Below are 19205 nucleotides of genomic sequence, written 5' to 3'. Positions count from 1 at the left end.
CGCGCCACGAGACGCGACGAGGGCCTCGTCCACACCGTCGCGGGTGGACGAGGCCCTCACCGGTCGCCCCTCAGGCGTTGAACTGCTGGGCGCGTTGGGCTCGCTGGGCGGCGTCAGCCCCTTCCAGCACCAGGCGGCGCAGGGCACCCGGCGCCTCGGGATGGGCGGTCAGCCATTCCTGCGCACGCTGGGCGGCCCCGGCGTCACTCGGGAAGAGCCCACCCACCAACCGCTGGGCCAGCTCGATCGAGTGGGAGCGCCACACCTGCAACAGGCCGTCGAAGTAGTCGGCGGAGACAGGCTCCACCAGCTCCTCCTGACCGGCGGTGGTCAGGCCCGCGATCATGGCATCCATGTGGTCATTGCTGAGCGCCCCGGGCTGGTGCAGCTGCTGCCAGGTCTGGGCCTTCACCTGCGGATCGGGACGGGCGGCCAGGGCAGCCATACGCGCGGTGATGCCGTCCTTTCCGGGGTCCCGGGCCAGCTCGGCGTCGAGTTCGGGCTCTTGCCAGCGGCCAAGTGCCGCCAGGGCGGTGGCCAGGCTCCACCGCAGTTCGGACCCCACCTCCAGGCCCTGTGGCAGCTGGCTGCCGTCGAGCAGGCCCTGCACCCGCTCTGCCAGTTCCGGGACCCGAACGGCGATTTCGGCGACGGCACGGGCCAGTGCCAGCTGGGCGTCGCTGCCGGCCTCGGCCTCCTGCAGCGCCTGCCACAACCCCTCCCCGAAGGTGCGGGCCAGCTCGGCGCGCTTCGGCTGAGGCAGGTAGCGGTTGATGGCCACGGTGGCGCAGGACAGCTGCGTGGCCAAGGTGGCGACGTCGGGTTCGCGGGTGGCGTGGGTGAGCACGATCTGCACGAAATCGTCCACTCGTAGACGTGCATCGCGGGTCTGGTTCCACAGCGCCGCCCACACCAGGGCACGGGTGAGCGGGTCCTCCAGGCTGCCGAGCGATTCGCGCACCGTGGCGAGCGAGCGCTCGTCGAGCTCGGTCTTGGCATAGGTGAGGTCACCGTCGTTGACCACCACCAGGTCTGGCTGGTCCAGGCCGACGGCCCCCTCCAGCCAAGTCACCTCCCGCCCGTCGAGTTCGACGTCGATGAGCTGACTGCGAACCAGGCGCTCTCCCTCACGGCGATACAGACCGACCGCCAGGGTGTGGGGCCGGCCGACGTGCTCGCCGGTGCGGGCATCGAGGGAGACCTGACGGATCCCCAACCGGGTGATGCGGCCGTCGGCGCATTCCACCACCGGAGTGAGGGTGTCGGGGCCGGCGGTCTGCAGCCAGCGCTCGGACCACTGCTCCAGGTCGCGTCCGGAGGCCTCCTGCAGGGCCTCCAGCAGGTGCGCCAGACGGGCGGCGCCAAAGGCGTGGGCCTTGAAGTAGGCGCGCGAGCCGGCGAAGAAGTCCTCGACGCCGACGTGGGCCACCAGCTGCTTGAGCACCGCGGCGCCCTTGGCGTAGGTGATGCCGTCGAAGTTCTGCTTGGCGGCTTCCACGTCGGGGATGTCGGCGACGATGGGATGTGTGGTGGGCAGCTGGTCCTGGTTGTAGGCCCAGGCCTTGCGACGTCCCGCGAAGGCCACCCAGGCGTCGGTGAACTCGGTGGCCTGCTGGCTGACGTGGGCACCCATGAACTCGGCGAAGGACTCCTTGAGCCACAGGTCATCCCACCACTGCGGCGTCACCAGGTCTCCGAACCACATGTGCGCCATCTCGTGCAGGATCGTGTTGGCGCGGCCCTGGTACTGGGCGCGGGTGGCGGCCGAGCGGAACAGGTAGTGCTCGGTGAAGGTCACCAGCCCCGGGTTCTCCATGGCGCCCAGGTTGTACTCGGGGACGAAGATCTGGTCGTACTTGCCCCACGGGTAGGGGTACTGGAAGTGCTCGTGGAAGAAGCCCAGCCCCTGCTTGGTGACCTGCAGGATGCGTTCGTGGTCCAGGTGTGGCACCAGACTCTGCCGGCACAGCACCCCCAGGGGAATCTGCAGGCCGTCGCCGGAGTCCCAGCTGTCGCTCACCTCGTGCCAGGGCCCGGCGACGATGCAGGTGATGAAGGTGGACAGCGGCGGGGTGGGCCCGAAGCGGTGGCGCTCACCGCCGTCGTCGAGGGGTTCGGGGGCCGGGGTGGCCAGCGGCTGGTTGGAACGCACCTGCCAGCCTGCGGGGGCCAGCACGGTGATGTGGTGCGCCGCCTTGAGGTCTGGCTGCTCGAAATTGGGGAAGACGCGGCGCGCGTCGGCCGGTTCGTACTGCGTGTACAGATAGGTCTGGCCGTCGATCGGGTCGACGAAGCGGTGCATGCCCTGGCCCGAGCGCGAGTAACGCGCCTCGGCCTGCACCTCGACCACATTGCGGCCCGGGGTGAGCGCGACGGCAAAGCGGGCACCGTCGTAGTCCACCTGCTGCGGCTTGCCGTTGACCGCCACCTGGTGGACGGCGCCGTCCAGGAAGTCGATCGTGGTGGACTCGATCCGTGCGTCCAGGGTGATCGTGCACTGCACGTCGAAGGTGCTGCGTTCGGGATCGGTGGCGCCCCGGAGATCGACGGTGGTCTGGTAGCTGTGCAGCGACAGCCCGGCGCTGCGGGTGACGGCTTCGTCACGACTGATGTTTCCAATGCTCACGCTGCCCAAGACTGACCCTCGGCGGGCCCGGCGACAAGTTCCAACGCCGCTCAGGTATTTCACTTGTTCACGGCCCAGCGGCCAGACCACAGCCCTAGTCTTGGCCCATGACGACGAAGACCGGCTCACACGACCCTGCGCCCACGGGGGAGGCCGTGCTGGCCATGGATGCTGGGCAGACCGGGGTGCGCGTCCAGCTGCGCCACGGCACCCAGATCGTGCACGAGCAGGAATTCCCCGGCGTCATCACCGATCGGCCCGTCGTGCCGCAGCTGGCGCAGTTCGCACTGCAGGCACTGCACGACGCAGCCCCTGGCGGGGATGCACCCCGCGTGCTGGCGGTCGGCAGCTCGGGGCTGACCGGCACGGAGTCGGCCGGCGAGCTGAAGGAGCTGGTGGCCGCAGCCGGTCTGGAGCGGGTGCTGCTGGCCCACGACTCCACCACCAGTTACCTGGGGGCGCTGGGTGACACCACCGGCGCCGTGGTGGCGGCCGGCACGGGGGTGGTCACCCTGGCCGTGGGACGCGAAGCCGTGGCCCGCGTCGACGGGTGGGGCAATCTCATCGGCGATGCCGGCTCCGGCTACTGGATCGGCCGCGCGGGGCTGGACGCGGTGATGCGCGCCCATGACGGCCGGGGGCCCGCCACCGCCCTGACGGCGCCCGTCCTTCAGGACTTCGACGGTGACCTGGACGGCGCCTACATGGTGCTGCAGGCCGACGAGCAGCGGGTGCGTCGGATCGCGGCCTGGGCCCGGACCGTCGCCACGCTGGCCGAGGAGGGCGACGAGGTCTGCCGACGCATCTGCCTGCGCGCGGGAGAGGAGCTGGCCACCTCGGTGGTGGCGGGCCTTCGTCGCGTCGGGGAGGACAGCAGCGCGCAGCCCCGGGTGAGCACCCTGGGCAAGGTCTTCGACTCCCCCGTGATCAAGGAATCCTTTGCAGCACAGCTGTGGCAGCACCTGGACGATGTCTGTTTGGTGGAGCCGCTCGGCACCAGCATCGACGGCGCTGCCCTGCTGCCACGGGTGAGCCGCACATCGGCCCTCTCAACCCGGGTCGATGTGGCTTGACCAATCAGGGCATACTGCCAGTGTGAATTCACCGGTCCGTGTTGCCCTCGTCAATGACCACCCCTTGGTGCTCGATGGTCTCCGTGCGCTGCTGCGCCCCCATCAGGCGATCGAGGTGGTGGAGCTTGACGCCCTGGTGCCGGTGGGCGAGAAGTGCGACATCGCGCTGCTGGACACCCACGCGATGGCCACCAATCTGGAGCAGGAGGTGGCCCAGCGGCTCGCGGAGCCCGCCATCGAGAAGGTGGTGGTCTACGCCTGGGAGACCGACGAGAACCTGGTGCGCGACGCGCTCGACTCCGGTGCCCAGGGTGTGCTGTCCAAGACGCTCGACTCGGATGCCCTGGCCGAGGCCCTGGTGCGCGTGTCCCAGGGTGAGCAGGTGGTGGAGACCGGCGTCGAGCCCGAGCCGGATCTGCTGGCCGAGGCCGCCCGCAAGGGCCGCGACTGGCCGGGCCGTCGCGCCGGCCTGAGCATGCGTGAGTCGGAGATGATCTCGCTGATCTGCCAGGGGCTCAGCAATGACCAGATCGCCCGCTCGCTCTACCTCAGCCCCAATTCGGTGAAGTCCTACATTCGCTCCGCCTACCACAAGATCAACGTGAACAGCCGTTCGCAGGCCGTCATCTGGGGCATCGACAACGGCTTGCGCCCGGTGGCCGACCGCGAAGCTGGTTGAGCGTTTGATCACAGCGTTGTGACCTAGTTCACCTTTCGTTTGCCCCGTCGTCGGGCTCCGTGCACGCGCCGCTGCTTTGCTCGCAGACGCGTCCCCACAGTCCGGCCCCGTCCAGGGGGCCGATGCGAAAGGTAGAACCATGGACCAGAAGCGTCTCCTGCCGATGATCGGCCACGTGCGCGGCAAGCGCTCGGCCGTCACCTGCGCCCTCAAGTGTGACAACCAGTGCCTTGGTGAGATCTGCAACACCACCAACAACGACTACTTCCGTGACATCGCCTCCACCGCCGTGTCGCGTCGCACCGTGCTCGCCGGTTCGGCCGGTGCCGTGGCCCTGTTCGGCGCCTCGCGCTACGAGACCGCAGCCGCTGCCCCCCAGGGTGCGCTGCCCGAGGCTCGCCGCGGCGCCCGCAAGAGCCCGCTGAACTTCAACCCGATCCAGCCCGTCGACGCCATGGTGGACGAGTTCAACGTCCCCACCGGCTACACCTGGAAGCCCATCATCAAGTGGGGCGATCCGCTGTTCGCCGACTCCCCCGAGTTCGACGCGGCCAAGCAGACCGCCGAGGCCGCCCGCAAGCAGTTCGGCTACAACAACGACTACACCGAGATCCAGGAGATCCCGGGCTCCAATGGTCGTCGCGCCGTGATGTTCTGCAACCACGAGTACACCAACGAGAACATCATGTTCCCGCCCAGCATGCCGGAGAAGCAGCAGCGTGAGATCGGCATGATCAACCACGGCCTGACCGTCGTCGAGCTGGAGCGCAAGAACCGCAACGCCCCCTACACCTACGTCAAGGGTGCCCGCCTGAACCGTCGCATCGTGATCGACGATGCCTACCGCATGACCGGCCCCGCCGCCGGCAGCGACCTGCTCAAGACCAAGGCCGATCCCTCGGGCACCAAGGTGCTGGGCACCCTGGGCAACTGCTCCGGCGGCCTGACCCCGTGGGGCACCCTGCTGTCCGGCGAGGAGAACTTCCACTCCTACTTCCGCGGCAATGGCAAGACCGCCGAGGACAAGCGCTACGGCATCACCGACAAGGAGACCGTGCGCGGCTGGGAGCACAGCGACCCCCGCTTCGACACCAACAACGAGGGCTTCGAGAACGAGGCCAACCGCTTTGGCTGGATCGTCGAGGTTGATCCCTTCGATCCCAAGTCGACCCCGCGCAAGCACACCGCCCTGGGCCGCTTCAAGCACGAGGGCGCCAACGTCATCATCGCCGAGGACCGCCGCGTGGTGGCCTACTCCGGCGACGACGAGAAGTTCGACTACCTGTACAAGTTCGTTTCCAAGCGCAAGTACCGCGAGGGTGACCGTCGCCACAACATGCGTCTGCTGGAGGAGGGCGACCTGTACGTCGCCAAGTTCACCGGCAACTCGCCTGCCGCCGAGATCGACGGCACCGGCGCGCTGCCCAGCGACGGCGAGTTCGACGGCACCGGCCGTTGGGTTGCGCTGGTCAAGGACGGCCAGTCGATGGTCGAGGGCATGAGCGTCGACGAGGTGCTCGTCTACACCCGTCTGGCCGCCGACAAGCTGGGCGCCACCAAGATGGACCGCTGCGAAGACGTGGAGCCCTCGCTGAAGACCGGCCGCGTCTACGTGGCCTGCACCAACAACTCCGACCGCGCCAAGCCCGGCAAGGCCGGCGTCGACGAGGCCAACCCCCGCGCCATCAACCGCGACGGCCACGTCGTGGAGATCCAGGAGCTGGGCTCGCAGACCTCCACCCGCTTCGCGTGGAACCTGCTGCTGGTCTGTGGCGATCCCGCCACCGACGAGAACACCTACTTCGCGGGCTTCCCTCGCGAGCACGTCTCGCCGATCAGCTGCCCCGACAACCTGGCCTTCGACTCGGTGGGCAACCTGTGGATCTCCACCGACGGCGCCCCCGACGGCATTGGCTACAACGACGGCCTGTTCAAGGTGACCCTGTCCGGCCGTGACCGTGGCCGCGTCGACCAGTTCCTGTCCGTCCCCCGCGACGGCGAGACCTGTGGCCCGATCATCCGCGACCAGGACAAGTCGGTCTTCGTCGCCGTCCAGCACCCCGGTGAGGACGGCACCTGGGAGAAGCCCAACAGCTACTTCCCCGACTACGACAACACCCTGCCCCGCCCCGCCGTGGTGCAGGTCTACAAGGCCCCCGAGAAGAAGGGCCGTGGCCGCGGTCGCAAGTGACCTGAGCTGAGAGGGGCGCCCGGACCTGCTGGTCCGGGCGCCCTTTGCGTTCTCCGGCCCCTCGGACCACCCCTCGACAAGCTCGGGGACCGGGGGACGATGGCCGAGCCTGTCGAGGCCCGGGGGACGATGGCCGAGCCTGTCGAGGCCCGGGGCAACGGCGGCCGAGCCTGTCGAGGCCCGGGAAAGTACAAAACGGCGCCGCCCCTCAGGGACGGCGCCGTCGGCGTGGTTGTGGGTGTCAGACGCGGGCTTCGAGGAAGCGCAGCACGGAGCTGAAGAACTTGCGGCCGTCCAGGCTGGGGCTGGTGAGCTCCTCCATGTTGTGCTCGGGGTGCGGCATCAGGCCCACCACATTGCCGCGCTCATTGGTGATGCCGGCGATGTCGTGGTTGGAGCCATTGGGGTTGCCGTCGATGTAGCGGAAGACCACCTGGTTGTTGTCCTCGAGCATCTTCAACGTCTCGGGATCGGCCTGGTAGTTGCCCTCCCCGTTCTTCAGGACGATGGTGATCTCCTCGCCCACCGTGAAGTCACAGGTCCAGGTGGTGTCGATCGTCTCGACGCGCAGCCGCTGGTCCTTGCAGACGAAGTGGCGCTTCTCATTGCGGATCATCGCGCCGGGCAGCAGGTGGCTTTCGCACAGCACCTGGAATCCGTTGCAGATGCCCAGCGTCGGCATGCCCTTGTTGGCGGCGTCGATGACCGAGTCCATCACCGGCGAGAAACGCGCGATGGCGCCGCAGCGCAGGTAGTCGCCGTAGCTGAAGCCGCCGGGCAGGATCACGGCGTCGATGTCATTCAGCTCATCCGACGCGTGCCACAACGGCACGGGGGTGGCACCGGCGATCTCCACGGCGCGGATCGCGTCGTGGTCGTCCAGCGACCCGGGGAAGGTCACCACACCAATGCGCACCATCAGTTGGCCTCGCCCTGCTCGACGCGCACCTCGAACTGCTCGATCACGGTGTTCGCCAGCAACTTCTCTGCGGCATCACGGATCTGGTCAAGGCGCTCCTCGGTGAGGTCACCATCCACCTCGATCTCGAATCGCTTGCCCTGGCGCACCGTGAGCCCGGTGTATCCAAGGCGGTTGAGCGCACCGGTCACAGCCTTGCCCTGGGGGTCAAGGATCTCGGGCTTGGGCATCACATCGACGACTACACGGGCCATGCGCCGATCCTATCGGAGACGACGGCCTGTTCGTGCGCAGGCCGTTCGTGCACACGCCGGGCCCGTGCCAGCACCCGGGCGGCATCGTCGCCTGCGGCCCACAGCCCCTAGGTTGAGCCCCATGGACAGCAGCCGCGCCCACGAAGCCTCGCGTACTGCCTCACGGCCGTTGACCGGAGGCGCCCTGTTCGCCCTGGCCGGCGCCTGCCTGTGGGGCACCACGGGAACCTCCCAGGCGCTGCTGCAAGGGGACCCGTCGCCGGTCTCGGTGGGAGCGTTGCGGGCCATGATCGCGGCGGTGACGCTGACGCTGCTGGCGCTGGCCACCCGGCCGAGGGCCTGGCTGGCCGCACCGCGCGAGGGACGCGGCCGGTGGCTGCTGGCCGCGGGGGTGGCCGTGGCCGCCTACCAGCTCACCTTCTTCGCCGCCGTGGCCCGCACCGGCGTGACGGTGGGGACATTGGTGATGCTGGCCACCGCACCGGCGGTTGCCGGAATGGTTGGCTGGGCCATGGAAGGACTGCGCCCCGGCCGGATCTGGGTGATCGCCACGCTGGTCAGCCTGGGCGGCGCCACCCTGCTGGTGCTGGGCGCCGGATCGTCGGCACCACTGGACGGCATGGGGCTGGCCCTGGCGATCGCGGCCGGCGCCAGCTTCGCGCTCTACTCCGTCGCGGGCCGACGCGCGGCCAGTGCCGGAACCGACACCGTGGTGCTGACCAGCTGGATCTTCCTGGCCGCCAGCGCCGTGCTGGCCTGGCCCCTGCTCGGCCAGGACCTGGCCTTCGTCGCCGAGCCACACAACCTGCTGGTGCTGGCCTGGCTCGGGTTCGCTGCCACCGCCGGCGCCTATCTGCTCTACCAGAAGGGGATGCGCAGCATCGACGCAGCGACCGCCGCGACGCTGGCCCTGGCCGAGCCGCTGGTGGCCAACCTGCTGGCGGTGGCGGTGCTCGGGGAGCCCTTCACCTGGCTGATGGGGCTGGGCGTGGCGCTGGTCATCGGCGGGCTGGGACTGCTCAGCCGGGCCTGAGCGCCAATTCAGGGCAGGACGAGATCGGTACCGGTCAGGCGTCGGTAGGCATCCAGGTAGCGGCCCAGGGTGGCCTCCACCACCTCGTCGGGCAGTGCGGGCGGCGGGGTCTCTCCCTTGCGGTCCCAGCCGGACTCCTTGGCCAGCCAGTCGCGCACGTACTGCTTGTCGAAGCTCTCCAGCCGGCCGCCCGGTGCCCAGCTCTCGGCGTCCCAGAAGCGCGACGAATCAGGGGTGAGCACCTCGTCGGCCAGCACGATGGTGCCGTCGGCACGTCGGCCGAACTCGAACTTGGTGTCGGCCAGGATGATGCCGCGCTCGCGGGCGATCTGCTCCGCGCGGGCGTAGACCTCCAGGGTCAGGCTGCGCAGCTGCTCGCCGAGCTCACGTCCGGTGGTCTGGCACATGGTCTCGAAGTCGACGTTCTCGTCGTGCTCCCCCATCGGCGCCTTGGTGGCGGGGGTGAAGATCGGCTCCGGCAGCCGCGACCCGTCCTGCAGGCCCGCGGGCAGCTCGATGCCGCAGACGGTGCCGTTGGCCTGGTATTCGGCCCAGCCCGAACCGGTCAGGTAGCCCCGGGCCACGCACTCCACGGGAACCATGTCCAGCTTCTCGCAGACCAGCGCCCGGCCGGCCACCAGCTGGGCTCGCTCCGGGCCGATCTCCGTGGCGGGATCGGCACTGATCACGTGGTTGTCCACCAGGTCTCGCAGCTGGTCGAACCACCACAGGGACAGCTGGGTGAGCACCACACCCTTGCCGGCGATGCCGGGGCTCAGCACGAAGTCGTAGGCGGAGATGTGATCGGTGGCCACCATCAGCATGCGGTCGTCGGACTGCAGGGCGTAGAGCTCACGCACCTTCCCGGCGTGCAGCAGGGGCAGTTCAAGTTCGGTGTACTCGCTCACGGGCACACCTTAGTGTGGATCAGGCCACCCCGCGGGTCACCACTCCCAGCCCGGTGGGTCACCACTCCCAACGCAGCATGTGGATCCCGGCGGGGGCCTCCAGCTCCACCAGCTGCACCAGCCCCATCGAGATGGGCAGTTCCACGGCGCCGGGGGTCTCGAAGCCCAGGTCCTCGTCGACCCCTCGGGTGTAGCCCACCACGCGACGCGGCAGGTCGTCGCGCGGGAACTGCACCTCCAGCACCAGTTCGCCCAGACGCGAGACGGCCACCCCGAAGCGGTCGATCGGCTCGGGGCCGGGCGCCAGCGTCGTCATGTACTCCAGCATCACCAGCTCGCCCTGCCGCAGCGGGCGCGGCAGCAGCATCTCGGTCAGGCTCAGGTCTTCGTTCTGCAGCACGAAACGCCGTCCCACCGAACAGTTCGACAGGGCGTGCACCTCCTGCAGTTCGTGCTCGGAGCCCAGCTGGTTCTCGTCGTGCTCGGCCAGCACGGGGAAACTCGCCGTACCGGCCTTGAGGCACTGCACCACGCTGCGCACCACCTCGGAGCTCTGCGTGCGGTCGGGGGCCACCATCACGGTGACGTGGGTGCTCACCTTTCGCAGGTTCTTGGGGGTCATCCCCGTCTCCTCGAGCGCCTCCTCGACGGTGCTGGGCAGGCGCAGCGGATCGGGGCCGTTGCCGCTGCGACGACGGGTCTGGCTGACCGGCGCCAACGAGGTGAGCGCGCCCGAGGGCAGCTCGAGGACCTCCTCGAGCGCGGCCAGGGTGCGTCCGGAATGCGATCGGGTGGGCTGCGAACGGCCGTTCTGCCAGTAGCTCAGGGTGGCGACGCTCACCTTGACGTCGAGATCGGCCAACCGGTGACGGATGCGTTCCAGGCTCAGCCCACGGGCCTTGATCGCTTCGTTGAGCCTGGCTGCGAAGTACTCGCCCGCCTGCTCGTCCTGCATGCTCTCTCCCGTGGCTCTGGTCCGGTCCCGCCGAATGGCTGCCCCCGAACCCCCGGGAGGAGAAAAAAGTGCGTCATGGCTCGAGTGATCTCGGGGCAGCCTGTCGGCTTCCACTCGGGCCATGACGCTGTGTCCATCGGGGGAGTGGACGTCTACGAATATGTCACATGCGAGGCTCACAAGGGGGACCCGGAGGATCACCCCTCGAGATTAAGAATTAACTGTCGATGCTCGGCGCGCCGTCGACTGTCGGCCAACCGACTCCCCCAGCCGCTAGGTTGGGGGTTGACTGTGGCCGTCTGGCCCTTACGGAAGGTGGAACATGACGCAGCAGCCCCGCAAGGACGGAATGGGCTCCATGCCTCACGAGACGGGGGTGGCCTTCCGAGTGTGGGCCCCCAATGCCTCCTCGGTGAGTGTCATGGGTGACTTCAACGAGTGGGACATCAACGCCAACCCCCTGGAGAACGAAGGCAACGGCTACTGGTACGGCGACGTCGAGGGCGCCACGGTGGGACAGCAGTACAAGTACCACCTGACCAATGGCGACATGAAGCTGGACAAGGTGGATCCCTACGCCCACCAGGTGACCAACTCCATCGGCAACGGCATCATCTACGACCATGACGCCTTCGACTGGCAGGGCGACTCCTTCGCCTGCCCGACGCACAACGAACTGGTCATCTACGAGCTGCACACCGGCTCCTTCAACACCTCTCCCGATGCCGTCGGCAACTTCGACTCGGTGCTGGCCAAGCTGGACCACTTCAAGAAGCTGGGCGTCAACGCCGTCCAGCTGATGCCGGTGATGGAGTTCGCGGGCGACCGCTCGTGGGGCTACAACCCGGCCCACCTGTTCGCCGTCGAGAGCGCCTACGGTGGCCCCGACGGCCTGAAGAACTTCATTCGTGAGTGCCACAAGAACGGCCTGGCCGTCATCATCGACGTCGTCTACAACCACTTCGGCCCCAGTGACCTGGACCTGTGGCAGTTCGACGGCTGGAGCGAGAACGACAAGGGCGGCATCTACTTCTACAACGACTGGCGCTCGCAGACCCCGTGGGGTGACTCCCGCCCCGACTACGGCCGCCCCGAGGTGCGTCGCTTCATCCGCGACAACGCCATGATGTGGCTGGAGGACTACCACGCCGACGGCCTGCGCTGGGACATGACCGCCTACATCCGCTCCAAGGATGCCTTCACCAATGACATCCCCGAGGGCTTCGAGCTGATGGGCGAGGTCAACCGTGAGGTGCGCGACAAGTACCCCGGCAAGATCCTGATCGCCGAGGACATGCACGGCCACGACGACATGGTGGGCGAGGGCTACGAGCAGGCCGCCTTCCACGCCCAGTGGGATGCCGAGTTCGTGCATCCGCTGCGCGCCTTCATCCGCGCCTTCGACGACAACGACCGCGCCCTGGCCCCGGTCAAGGCGGCCATCGAGCACAACTACGACGGCGAGGCCTTCCGTCGCGTCATCTTCACCGAGAGCCACGACGAGGTTGCCAATGGCAAGCAGCGGGCCGTCAGCGACGTGAACCCGGTGGACCAGCAGGGCTGGTATGCCACCAAGCGGGCCACGCTGGGCACCATGATCGCCCTGACCAGCCCGGGCATCCCGATGGTCTTCCAGGGCCAGGAATTCCTGCAGGGTGGCTACTTCACCGACGAGGTTCCGTTGGACTGGAACCTCAACGAGAACCACCAGGGGATCGTGCAGATGCACGCAGACCTGATGCAGCTGCGTCGCAACTGGAGCGACGACACCGAGGGCCTGCGCGGCCCGGGCCTGAACGTCTTCCACTGCAACGAGGACTCCAAGGTGATGGCCTGGCATCGCTGGCGCGAGCACGGCACCGACGACGACGTGGTGGTGGTCATCAATGCCACCGACGAGGTGCGTGGCAACTACCGCATCGGCCTGCCCGCCGGTGGGCACTGGGAGCTGAAGTTCAACTCCGACTCGAAGGCCTACTCCCACACCTTCGGTTCCGCCGACGCCTTCGACATGGGCGCCGAGGGGCAGGGCATCGACGGCATGCCCTACTCCGGCGTGGTGAACCTGGCCCCCTACTCCATGCTGGTCTACAGCTGGAAGGGCTGATCTGGGATGACCGAGGAGGTCGGGCACCTGCACCCCTCCGGCCGGGGGCAGGTGCCTGCCTTCGAGGTGATGGAGATCGTCGCGCGCGTCGAGCAACTGCGCGCCCAGGGCCGCGACGTGGTGAACCTGTGCGTCGGTGAGCCCGGAACGGGGGCACCGGCCGCCGTGCGCCAGGCAATGGCCGAGGCGATGAGCTCTGGCGTCTCGACCGGTTACTCCGCCGCGTTGGGTCTGCCGGCGCTGCGGGAGGCGATCTGCGGGCACTACCGCGACTGGTACCAGTTGGACGTCGGCCCCGGGCAGGTTGCGGTCACCACCGGTAGTTCCGGTGCCTTCCTGCTGGCCTTCCTGGCGGCCTTCGACGCGGGTGACCGCGTCGCCCTGGCCCGGCCGGGCTACCCCGCCTATGCCAACATCCTGCGCAGCCTGGGGCTGGACGTGGTGGAGATCGACGTCACCGGCACCGACGATTTCCAGCTCGCCACCGACCTGCTCGACCAGGCCCAGCATGAGGCTCCGCTGGCAGGGCTGGTGGTGGCCTCCCCCGCCAATCCCACCGGAACCATGCTGGAGGCCACGCAGATGGCCGAGCTGGTCGCGTGGTGCCGGCGCCATGGGGTCCGGCTGGTCTCCGACGAGATCTACCACGGCATCAGCGCCACCGGCAGCGTCGGGGAATGCGCCTGGCGCCACGGTCGCGACGCGCTGGTGGTCTCCTCCTTCAGCAAGTACTGGGGCATGACCGGTTGGCGGTTGGGCTGGCTGCTGATGCCGGCCGATCTGACCGCCACCATCGACGCGTTGAGCGGAAATCTGGCGCTGTGCGCCCCGGTGCCCGCCCAGCTGGCGGCGCTGGCTGCCTTCGGTGACGACGTCCACGTCGAGGCCCGGGCCGCGAATGCCAGCTATGACCAGGCACGTCTGATGGTCCTGGAGACCGCGCACGAGCTGGGCTGGCGGTTGGCACCGGCCGACGGGGCCTTCTACGTCTACGCCGACATCTCGTCGAGCCTGTGCGAGGGAGAGGACTCCAGGGCGTGGTGTGCGGCCTTGTTGGAGGAGGCCGGCGTCGCGCTCACCCCCGGTTGGGACTTCGACCGGGTCAACGGCGGGCAGACCGTCCGCCTCAGCCTGGCGCCCGGCCCCCAGCAGGTGGCCGAGGCCCTGCGCCGCACCAAGGACTGGTTGGCCGCTCGCTGACGAAACGGTGGCCGAGCCCGTCGAGGCCCCACCACGGCGGCCGAGCCTGTCGAGGCCTCAGAGCCGGGTGAGCCAGCCTCGGGCACCGGCGTGCTGCACGCGGATGCTTGCCACCCGGCAGGCTTCAGCGACGGCCCGGGCCAGGTCTCCCCCGTTGAGCAGCAGCGCGGCGGTCAGGGCCCCGTGGAAGGCGTCGCCGGCCCCAAGGGTGTCCACGGCATCCACCTGCGGCGGCGTCACGGTGCCACGCTCGGTGGGGCCCGCCCACAGGGCTGCGCCCGCACCGTCGGTCATCACCGCCGTGGTGGCTCCCGCGTCGAGGACGTGCTGCACCGCCCCCTCCAGATCCGTGCCCAGCCCTGCGGCATAGTCGGCCGATCCGGCCACGACGTCAAGCCAACTCAACCAGCTCTCCGCCGCCGGTTTCACGCTGCCAGCGTCGAGCACCGTCAGGCACGGAGAATCGGCCATCAACCCCAGCGCCATACCCGCCGCCACCGGATGGTGGCCGTCCACCATCAGCGCGTCGGCGCTGGCCAGCACGGCCCGGGCCTCGTCATTCAGCTGGTGTCGGGAGCGCAGGGCGCTGGTGGAGAAGACGGTGCGGGTGCCGTCGGGTTCGACGATGCAGGTGCTGACGGGCAGCTGGAAATCGGGGCTGGCCAGCTCGACGACGGTGACGCCGTGCTCCTCCAGATCGGCGCGCACGGTGTGCGCGGCCGTGGTCGCCCCCAGCCCGGTGATGAGGGTGCTGCGCCCCAGCAGGGCGGCCGCGGTAACGGCGGCATTCGCGGCCGGGCCACCCGCCGACAGCTGGGTGGACTCGACCACCGACTTCACGCCCCATGGCGGTCTGGACTCGACGCGCTGCACCACGTCCAGCGTGGTGAGGCCCAGGAAGACGGCATGGGACCTGGTCATCGTTGGCTCCTCGTTTTGACCACAGATTCCCACGTCAGAGCGTGATTGTCGAGGGTAGCCGCGCTCCGGCCACCGTTCCCCGAGCTTGTCGAGGGGACTGCAAGAAGCCCTCGACAGGCTCGGGCACCGTGGTTGGGACAGTGCCCGGGCAAGAAGCCCTCGACAGGCTCGGGCACCGGGGCTGGGTCAGAGCACCGAGCCGGGGCGGTAGGCGGCGGCCTGCGGGTTGGCCTCGGCCAGCTCCGCGACGCGGGCAGCGACGCGAGTCACCTGGCTGCCGGCGTCACCGGTGAGTTCCAGGGGCTGGCTGACCAGCGCCTGCAGCTCGTCGCGGCTCAGACCCAGCGCGCTCTCCCCTGCCAGGCGGTCGAACAGGTCATTGGTGCGCAGACCCTGCTCGCGCATCTCAAGGGCGACGGCGACGGCATTGGTCTTGATCACCTCGTGCGCGTCCTCACGGCCGACGCCCTTGCGCACCGCGGCCATCAGCACCTTCGTCGTGGTGAGGAAGGGCAGGTAGCGCTCCAGCTCCGCCTCGATCACCGCGGGGAAGGCGCCGAAATCGGCCAGGATGGTCAGGAAGGTCTCGAACATGCCGTCGAGGGCGAAGAAGGCATCCGGCAGCGCGACGCGGCGCACCACCGAGCAACTGACGTCGCCCTCATTCCACTGCACGCCGGACAGCCCCTCGGTCATGGCGACGTAGCCGCGCAGGATCACGTTGAAGCCGTTGACGCGCTCGCAGGAGCGGGCATTCATCTTGTGCGGCATGGCCGACGAACCGACCTGGCCGGGCTTGAAACCCTCGGTGACCAGCTCGTTGCCCGCCATCAGACGCAGCGTGGTGCACAGGCTGCTCGGGCCGGCGGAGGTCTGGTACAGCGCGCTGACGGCGTCGAAGTCGAGGCTGCGTGGGTAGACCTGGCCCACCGAGTCCAGCACCGAGGCGAAACCCAGGCTCTGCGTCACGCGCTGCTCCAGCTCGGCCAGCTTGGCGGTGTCCCCGTCGAGGAGGTCAAGCATGTCCTGCGCGGTGCCCATCGGGCCCTTGATGCCGCGGCCCGGGTAGCGCTTGATGAGTTCGTCGACGCGCGAGTACGCGATGAGCATCTCGTCGGCGGCCGAGGCGAAACGCTTGCCCAGGGTGGTGACCTGGGCGGCGACATTGTGGCTGCGGCCGGTGACGGGCTGCTCGGTGTACTGCACGGCCAGGTCTGCGGTCATCGCCAGCGCGGTGATGATGCGCTCGCGCACCAGCTGCAGCGAGGCGAGCACCTGGTGCTGCTCGACGTTCTCGGTCAGGTCGCGGCTGGTCATCCCCTTGTGGATGTGCTCGAAGCCGGCCAAGGCGTTGAATTCCTCGATGCGAGCCTTGACGTCATGCTTGGTGACGCGCTCACGGGCATCGATGGAGGCGAGGTCGACCTCGTCGAGGTGCGCTCGGTAGGCGTCGATCACGGCCTGCGGATCGTCGCCGCCGAAGTCGACGCCCAGATCACGCTGGGCCTCCAGCACGGCGATCCACAGCTTGCGCTCCATGACGATCTTGGCCTCGGGGCTCCAGATCGCGCGCATGGCGGGCGAGGCGTAACGGTTGGCCAGGACATTGGGGACGCTCATGTCAGTTCTCCGGTGCGGTGTAGGTGATCTGGTTCGCAGCTGCCTTCGCACCGATGTCGGTGCGGTTGAAGCCGGACTCGAAGTCGGTGGCGGCCACCTGGGCATAGGCGGTCTCGCGGGCCTCGGCCAGGCTGGCGCCGGTGCCGACGACGCCCAGCACGCGGCCACCACTGGCCACCAGGTTGCCGTCGGCATCCCGGGCGGTGCCGGCGTGGATGGTGTGGGCACTCTCGGTGTCCGGGGCGAGCACGATGCGTCCGCCCTTGGCCGGCGTTCCCGGGTAGCCGTCGGCGGCCATCACGACGACGACGGCGGCGCCGCTGCCCCACTGCAGGGCGTCGGTCTCGGCGAGGGTGCCGGTGGCGGCGGCATACAGCAGCTGGCCCAGCGGGGTGTCGAGCCTGGCCAACAGCGCCTGGGTCTCCGGGTCTCCGAAGCGAGCGTTGAACTCCACCACGCGGATGCCCCTGCTGGTCATGGCCAGGCCGGCGTACAGCAGGCCGGTGAAGGGGGTGCCGCGACGCTCCATCTCGGCCAGCGTTGGCTTGATGACCAGCTCGTCGACCTGCTCGACGATGTCGTCCGGTGCCCAGGGCAGGGGGGTGTAGGCGCCCATGCCGCCGGTATTGGGGCCCTGGTCGTCGTCGGCGACGCGCTTGAAGTCCTGGGCGGGCTGCATCGGGCGGCTGGTGGTGCCGTCGCAGATGGCGAACAGGCTCACCTCGGGGCCGTCGAGGAATTCCTCGATGACGACGCGCTCGCACTGCAGTGCGTGGGCGAGGGCCTCGGCGCGATCGTCGGTGACCACGACGCCCTTGCCGGCGGCCAGCCCGTCGTCCTTCACGACATATGTGGCCCCGAACTCATCCAGTGCGGCCTCGATCTCGGCCTGGGTGGTGCAGACGCGGGAGGCGGCGGTCGGCACCCCGGCGTCGGCCATCACCTGCTTGGCGAAGGCCTTGGAACCCTCCAGCTGGGCGGCCTGCTTGCTGGGGCCGAAACAGGCGATCCCGGCCTCACGCACCGCGTCGGCGACGCCGGCCACCAGCGGGGCCTCGGGGCCCACGACCACCAGGTTGGCGCCCAGCTCGGTGGCCAGGGCGGCGACGGCCGCACCGTCGTTCTGGTCGACCGGGTGGTTGGTGGCAAAGCTGTCGGTGCCGGGATTTCCGGGTGCGACGTGCACCTGGGAGACGGCGGGATCCTTGCTCAGGGCCAGGGCGAGCGCGTGCTCGCGGCCGCCCGAGCCGACGACGAGTGCAATCAGGGGTTCGGTCACCCCCCGAGCCTAGCGGGAGTCACGTTCCACGCGGTGGTCGTGCACACCGGCGAAATGCCATCCGCGGCGGCTGGCTCGTCACGCGTTGACGAGTTCTCGTTCCTGCTCGGCTGGGACCTCGTCGTGCTGCTGGTCGGCCTCGGCCTGGCGTTCGGCGCGGCGCCGACGCACCCGCTTCACGACGAAGACCGCGGCGGCACCCAGCACCAGGACCATCACGACGTCCTGCACGCTGGCCACCCAGCCCTCCACACGGGCCCAGTTGGCGCCCAGCGCGTAACCGGCGTAGATCAGCAGGGCATTCCAGATCAGGCTGCCGAGCGTCGAGTAGAGGGTGAAGCTGACGGCCTGCATCCGGTGCAGGCCAGCGGGGATGGAGATCAGCGAACGGACCCCGGGGATCATGCGGCCAAAGAAGACGGCCTTGCCGCCGTGCCGGTCGAACCAGCCCATGGCGGTGTCGATGTCCTCGGGATCGGTCAGCGGGAGGCGACGCGCAATCGCCTTCAGACGCTCGACGCCAAGGGCCTGCCCCACCCAGTAGAGCAGCCACGCGCCGGCGACCGAACCGATGGTGGTCCAGATCACGGCCGCGGCGATGCTGAAATGCCCATTGGCTGCGGCAAAGCCGGCCAGCGGCAGGATCACTTCACTGGGGATGGGGGGAAAGACATTCTCAAGGAAGACGGCAAGGGCCGCGCCAGGAGCGCCGATGATCACCATCAGCTGTTCCAACCACCCCATGACAGTACCGACGATGCCGGTCTGGAGAATGGGCAGCTGGGCGAGGGTGAGGTGCATGGCAATCCGTTCCTGGTGAATTGTCGTGAACCATCACGGTAACCATCACAGCCAAGAGGCAGCTGTGAACCAGGGCACGTCCTCAGGCCTGCTGCGCCACCAGGAGCTGACGCAGCGCGGCCGCCAGGCTGGTGCGCTGCTGCTCGTCCAGGCCGCTGAGCAGCTGCTCCTCTGCCGCCAACAAGGACTCCAGGGCCGCGTCCACGGCCTGCTTGCCCTGCGCGGTGAGCACCACGCGCACCGAGCGCCCGTCGTTGGGGTCTGCCTGGCGGCGCACGAAGCCTCGCGCCACCAGCCGGTCCACCCGGTTGGTCATGGTGCCGGACGTCACGTGGGTCTGCTTCAGCAGCTGACCGGGGCTCATCGTGTAGGGAGCACCGTCCTTGCGCAGCGCGGCCAGCACGTCGAATTCCCAGCCCTCGAGCCGGTGCGAGGCATGCGCGGCGCGACGTGCCTCGTCCAGGTGCAGCGCCAGGCGCAGGATCCGTGACCAGATCTGCATCGGCTCGACGGGCAGGTCGGGGCGTTCCCGCCGCCACGCGTTGAGCAGCTCGTCCACCTCGTCACCCGGTGAGACGCTCGCCCTGCTGGTCTCGTCCAGATGAGGTTCGGTCATGGAGATATGAAACCAGATCGCGG

At 68.8% G+C, this 19205-nt stretch carries 14 protein-coding genes and 2 pseudogenes; 6 read left to right on the top strand and 10 right to left on the bottom strand.

What is annotated here, in order from left to right; all coding sequences use genetic code 11:
* Positions 1-70: 70 nt before the first annotated feature.
* Positions 71-2626, bottom strand: a complete 2556-nt coding sequence (pepN, locus tag ACOAMO_RS08080; protein WP_420174300.1) for an aminopeptidase N — start codon at positions 2624-2626, stop codon at positions 71-73.
* A 107-nt stretch (positions 2627-2733) separates the two neighbouring features.
* Between pepN and ACOAMO_RS08075 the strand changes: the two genes are divergently transcribed.
* From ACOAMO_RS08075 to ACOAMO_RS08065, 3 genes are all read left to right on the top strand, one after another.
* Positions 2734-3699 (top strand): N-acetylglucosamine kinase, encoded by a 966-nt coding sequence (locus ACOAMO_RS08075; protein WP_420174299.1) that lies wholly within the window; start codon positions 2734-2736, stop codon positions 3697-3699.
* 22 nt (positions 3700-3721) lie between these two features.
* The gene (locus ACOAMO_RS08070) at positions 3722-4378 is read left to right on the top strand and encodes a LuxR C-terminal-related transcriptional regulator (RefSeq protein WP_420174298.1); all 657 of its coding nucleotides are present in this window, start codon (positions 3722-3724) and stop codon (positions 4376-4378) included.
* A gap of 139 nt (positions 4379-4517) precedes the next feature.
* Positions 4518-6569 carry a PhoX family protein gene (locus ACOAMO_RS08065; protein ID WP_420174297.1) on the top strand — a complete coding sequence of 684 codons (2052 nt, stop codon included), beginning with the start codon at positions 4518-4520 and terminating at the stop codon, positions 6567-6569.
* 241 nt (positions 6570-6810) lie between these two features.
* On the opposite strand, the gene purQ is transcribed toward ACOAMO_RS08065, so the two are convergent.
* Together purQ and purS are read right to left on the bottom strand one after the other, a co-directional pair.
* The gene (purQ, locus tag ACOAMO_RS08060) at positions 6811-7488 is read right to left on the bottom strand and encodes a phosphoribosylformylglycinamidine synthase subunit PurQ (protein ID WP_420174296.1); all 678 of its coding nucleotides are present in this window, start codon (positions 7486-7488) and stop codon (positions 6811-6813) included.
* Positions 7488-7756 (bottom strand): annotated as a pseudogene (purS, locus tag ACOAMO_RS08055) (phosphoribosylformylglycinamidine synthase subunit PurS); the annotation flags it as partial. The gene purQ and the pseudogene purS, both read right to left, overlap by 1 nt.
* A 107-nt stretch (positions 7757-7863) precedes the next feature.
* Here purS and ACOAMO_RS08050 point away from each other — a divergent pair.
* On the top strand, positions 7864-8775 hold the full coding sequence (locus ACOAMO_RS08050; protein WP_420174295.1) for a DMT family transporter: 912 nt from the start codon (positions 7864-7866) through the stop codon (positions 8773-8775).
* Positions 8776-8804: 29 nt separating this feature from the next.
* Here the strand turns inward: ACOAMO_RS08050 and ACOAMO_RS08045 are convergent.
* Positions 8805-9683: pseudogene (locus ACOAMO_RS08045) on the bottom strand (phosphoribosylaminoimidazolesuccinocarboxamide synthase); the annotation flags it as partial.
* Between the two features lie 58 nt (positions 9684-9741).
* Entirely contained in the window at positions 9742-10638 is an 897-nt protein-coding gene (locus tag ACOAMO_RS08040) for a hypothetical protein (RefSeq protein ID WP_420174294.1), read from the bottom strand.
* Positions 10639-10960: 322 nt separating this feature from the next.
* On the opposite strand from ACOAMO_RS08040, the gene ACOAMO_RS08035 reads away from it, so the two are divergent.
* Positions 10961-12745, top strand: coding sequence for an alpha-amylase family glycosyl hydrolase (locus ACOAMO_RS08035; RefSeq protein ID WP_420174293.1), 1785 nt, complete (start codon positions 10961-10963; stop codon positions 12743-12745).
* Positions 12746-12751: 6 nt separating this feature from the next.
* Positions 12752-13945: a pyridoxal phosphate-dependent aminotransferase gene (locus tag ACOAMO_RS08030; protein ID WP_420174292.1), complete on the top strand. Its 1194-nt coding sequence runs from the start codon at positions 12752-12754 to the stop codon at positions 13943-13945.
* Between the two features lie 57 nt (positions 13946-14002).
* On the opposite strand, the gene ACOAMO_RS08025 is transcribed toward ACOAMO_RS08030, so the two are convergent.
* The 5 genes from ACOAMO_RS08025 to ACOAMO_RS08005 form a co-directional block, all read right to left on the bottom strand.
* Positions 14003-14866, bottom strand: coding sequence for a carbohydrate kinase family protein (locus tag ACOAMO_RS08025; RefSeq protein WP_420174291.1), 864 nt, complete (start codon positions 14864-14866; stop codon positions 14003-14005).
* A gap of 186 nt (positions 14867-15052) precedes the next feature.
* Positions 15053-16486 (bottom strand): adenylosuccinate lyase, encoded by a 1434-nt coding sequence (gene purB / locus ACOAMO_RS08020; protein ID WP_420174290.1) that lies wholly within the window; start codon positions 16484-16486, stop codon positions 15053-15055.
* A 1-nt stretch (position 16487) separates the two neighbouring features.
* A complete protein-coding gene (purD, locus tag ACOAMO_RS08015; protein ID WP_420176989.1) occupies positions 16488-17753 on the bottom strand; it encodes a phosphoribosylamine--glycine ligase in 1266 nt (421 codons plus the stop codon).
* A 90-nt stretch (positions 17754-17843) separates the two neighbouring features.
* Positions 17844-18566 (bottom strand): DedA family protein, encoded by a 723-nt coding sequence (locus tag ACOAMO_RS08010; RefSeq protein ID WP_420174289.1) that lies wholly within the window; start codon positions 18564-18566, stop codon positions 17844-17846.
* An 82-nt stretch (positions 18567-18648) separates the two neighbouring features.
* The gene (locus tag ACOAMO_RS08005) at positions 18649-19182 is read right to left on the bottom strand and encodes a MarR family winged helix-turn-helix transcriptional regulator (protein ID WP_420174288.1); all 534 of its coding nucleotides are present in this window, start codon (positions 19180-19182) and stop codon (positions 18649-18651) included.
* Positions 19183-19205 lie beyond the last annotated feature (23 nt).

Source organism: Luteococcus struthionis, from assembly GCF_048595755.1.
Classification (GTDB): Bacteria; Actinomycetota; Actinomycetes; order Propionibacteriales; family Propionibacteriaceae; genus Luteococcus.
Note: the sequence above shows the minus strand (reverse complement) of the source record. Positions and strands in the feature narration are given on the sequence as shown.

What these genes read in the sequence shown, in the direction of transcription:
- ACOAMO_RS08075 (WP_420174299.1), top strand. Translation starts at nt 2,734, where the DNA reads ATGACGACGAAGACCGGCTCACACGACCCTGCGCCCACGGGGGAGGCC.
- ACOAMO_RS08065 (WP_420174297.1), top strand. Translation starts at nt 4,518, where the DNA reads ATGGACCAGAAGCGTCTCCTGCCGATGATCGGCCACGTGCGCGGCAAG.
- purQ (WP_420174296.1), bottom strand. Translation starts at nt 7,488, where the DNA reads ATGGTGCGCATTGGTGTGGTGACCTTCCCCGGGTCGCTGGACGACCAC.
- ACOAMO_RS08050 (WP_420174295.1), top strand. Translation starts at nt 7,864, where the DNA reads ATGGACAGCAGCCGCGCCCACGAAGCCTCGCGTACTGCCTCACGGCCG.
- ACOAMO_RS08040 (WP_420174294.1), bottom strand. Translation starts at nt 10,638, where the DNA reads ATGCAGGACGAGCAGGCGGGCGAGTACTTCGCAGCCAGGCTCAACGAA.
- ACOAMO_RS08035 (WP_420174293.1), top strand. Translation starts at nt 10,961, where the DNA reads ATGACGCAGCAGCCCCGCAAGGACGGAATGGGCTCCATGCCTCACGAG.
- ACOAMO_RS08030 (WP_420174292.1), top strand. Translation starts at nt 12,752, where the DNA reads ATGACCGAGGAGGTCGGGCACCTGCACCCCTCCGGCCGGGGGCAGGTG.
- ACOAMO_RS08025 (WP_420174291.1), bottom strand. Translation starts at nt 14,866, where the DNA reads ATGACCAGGTCCCATGCCGTCTTCCTGGGCCTCACCACGCTGGACGTG.
- purB (WP_420174290.1), bottom strand. Translation starts at nt 16,486, where the DNA reads ATGAGCGTCCCCAATGTCCTGGCCAACCGTTACGCCTCGCCCGCCATG.
- ACOAMO_RS08010 (WP_420174289.1), bottom strand. Translation starts at nt 18,566, where the DNA reads ATGCACCTCACCCTCGCCCAGCTGCCCATTCTCCAGACCGGCATCGTC.
- ACOAMO_RS08005 (WP_420174288.1), bottom strand. Translation starts at nt 19,182, where the DNA reads ATGACCGAACCTCATCTGGACGAGACCAGCAGGGCGAGCGTCTCACCG.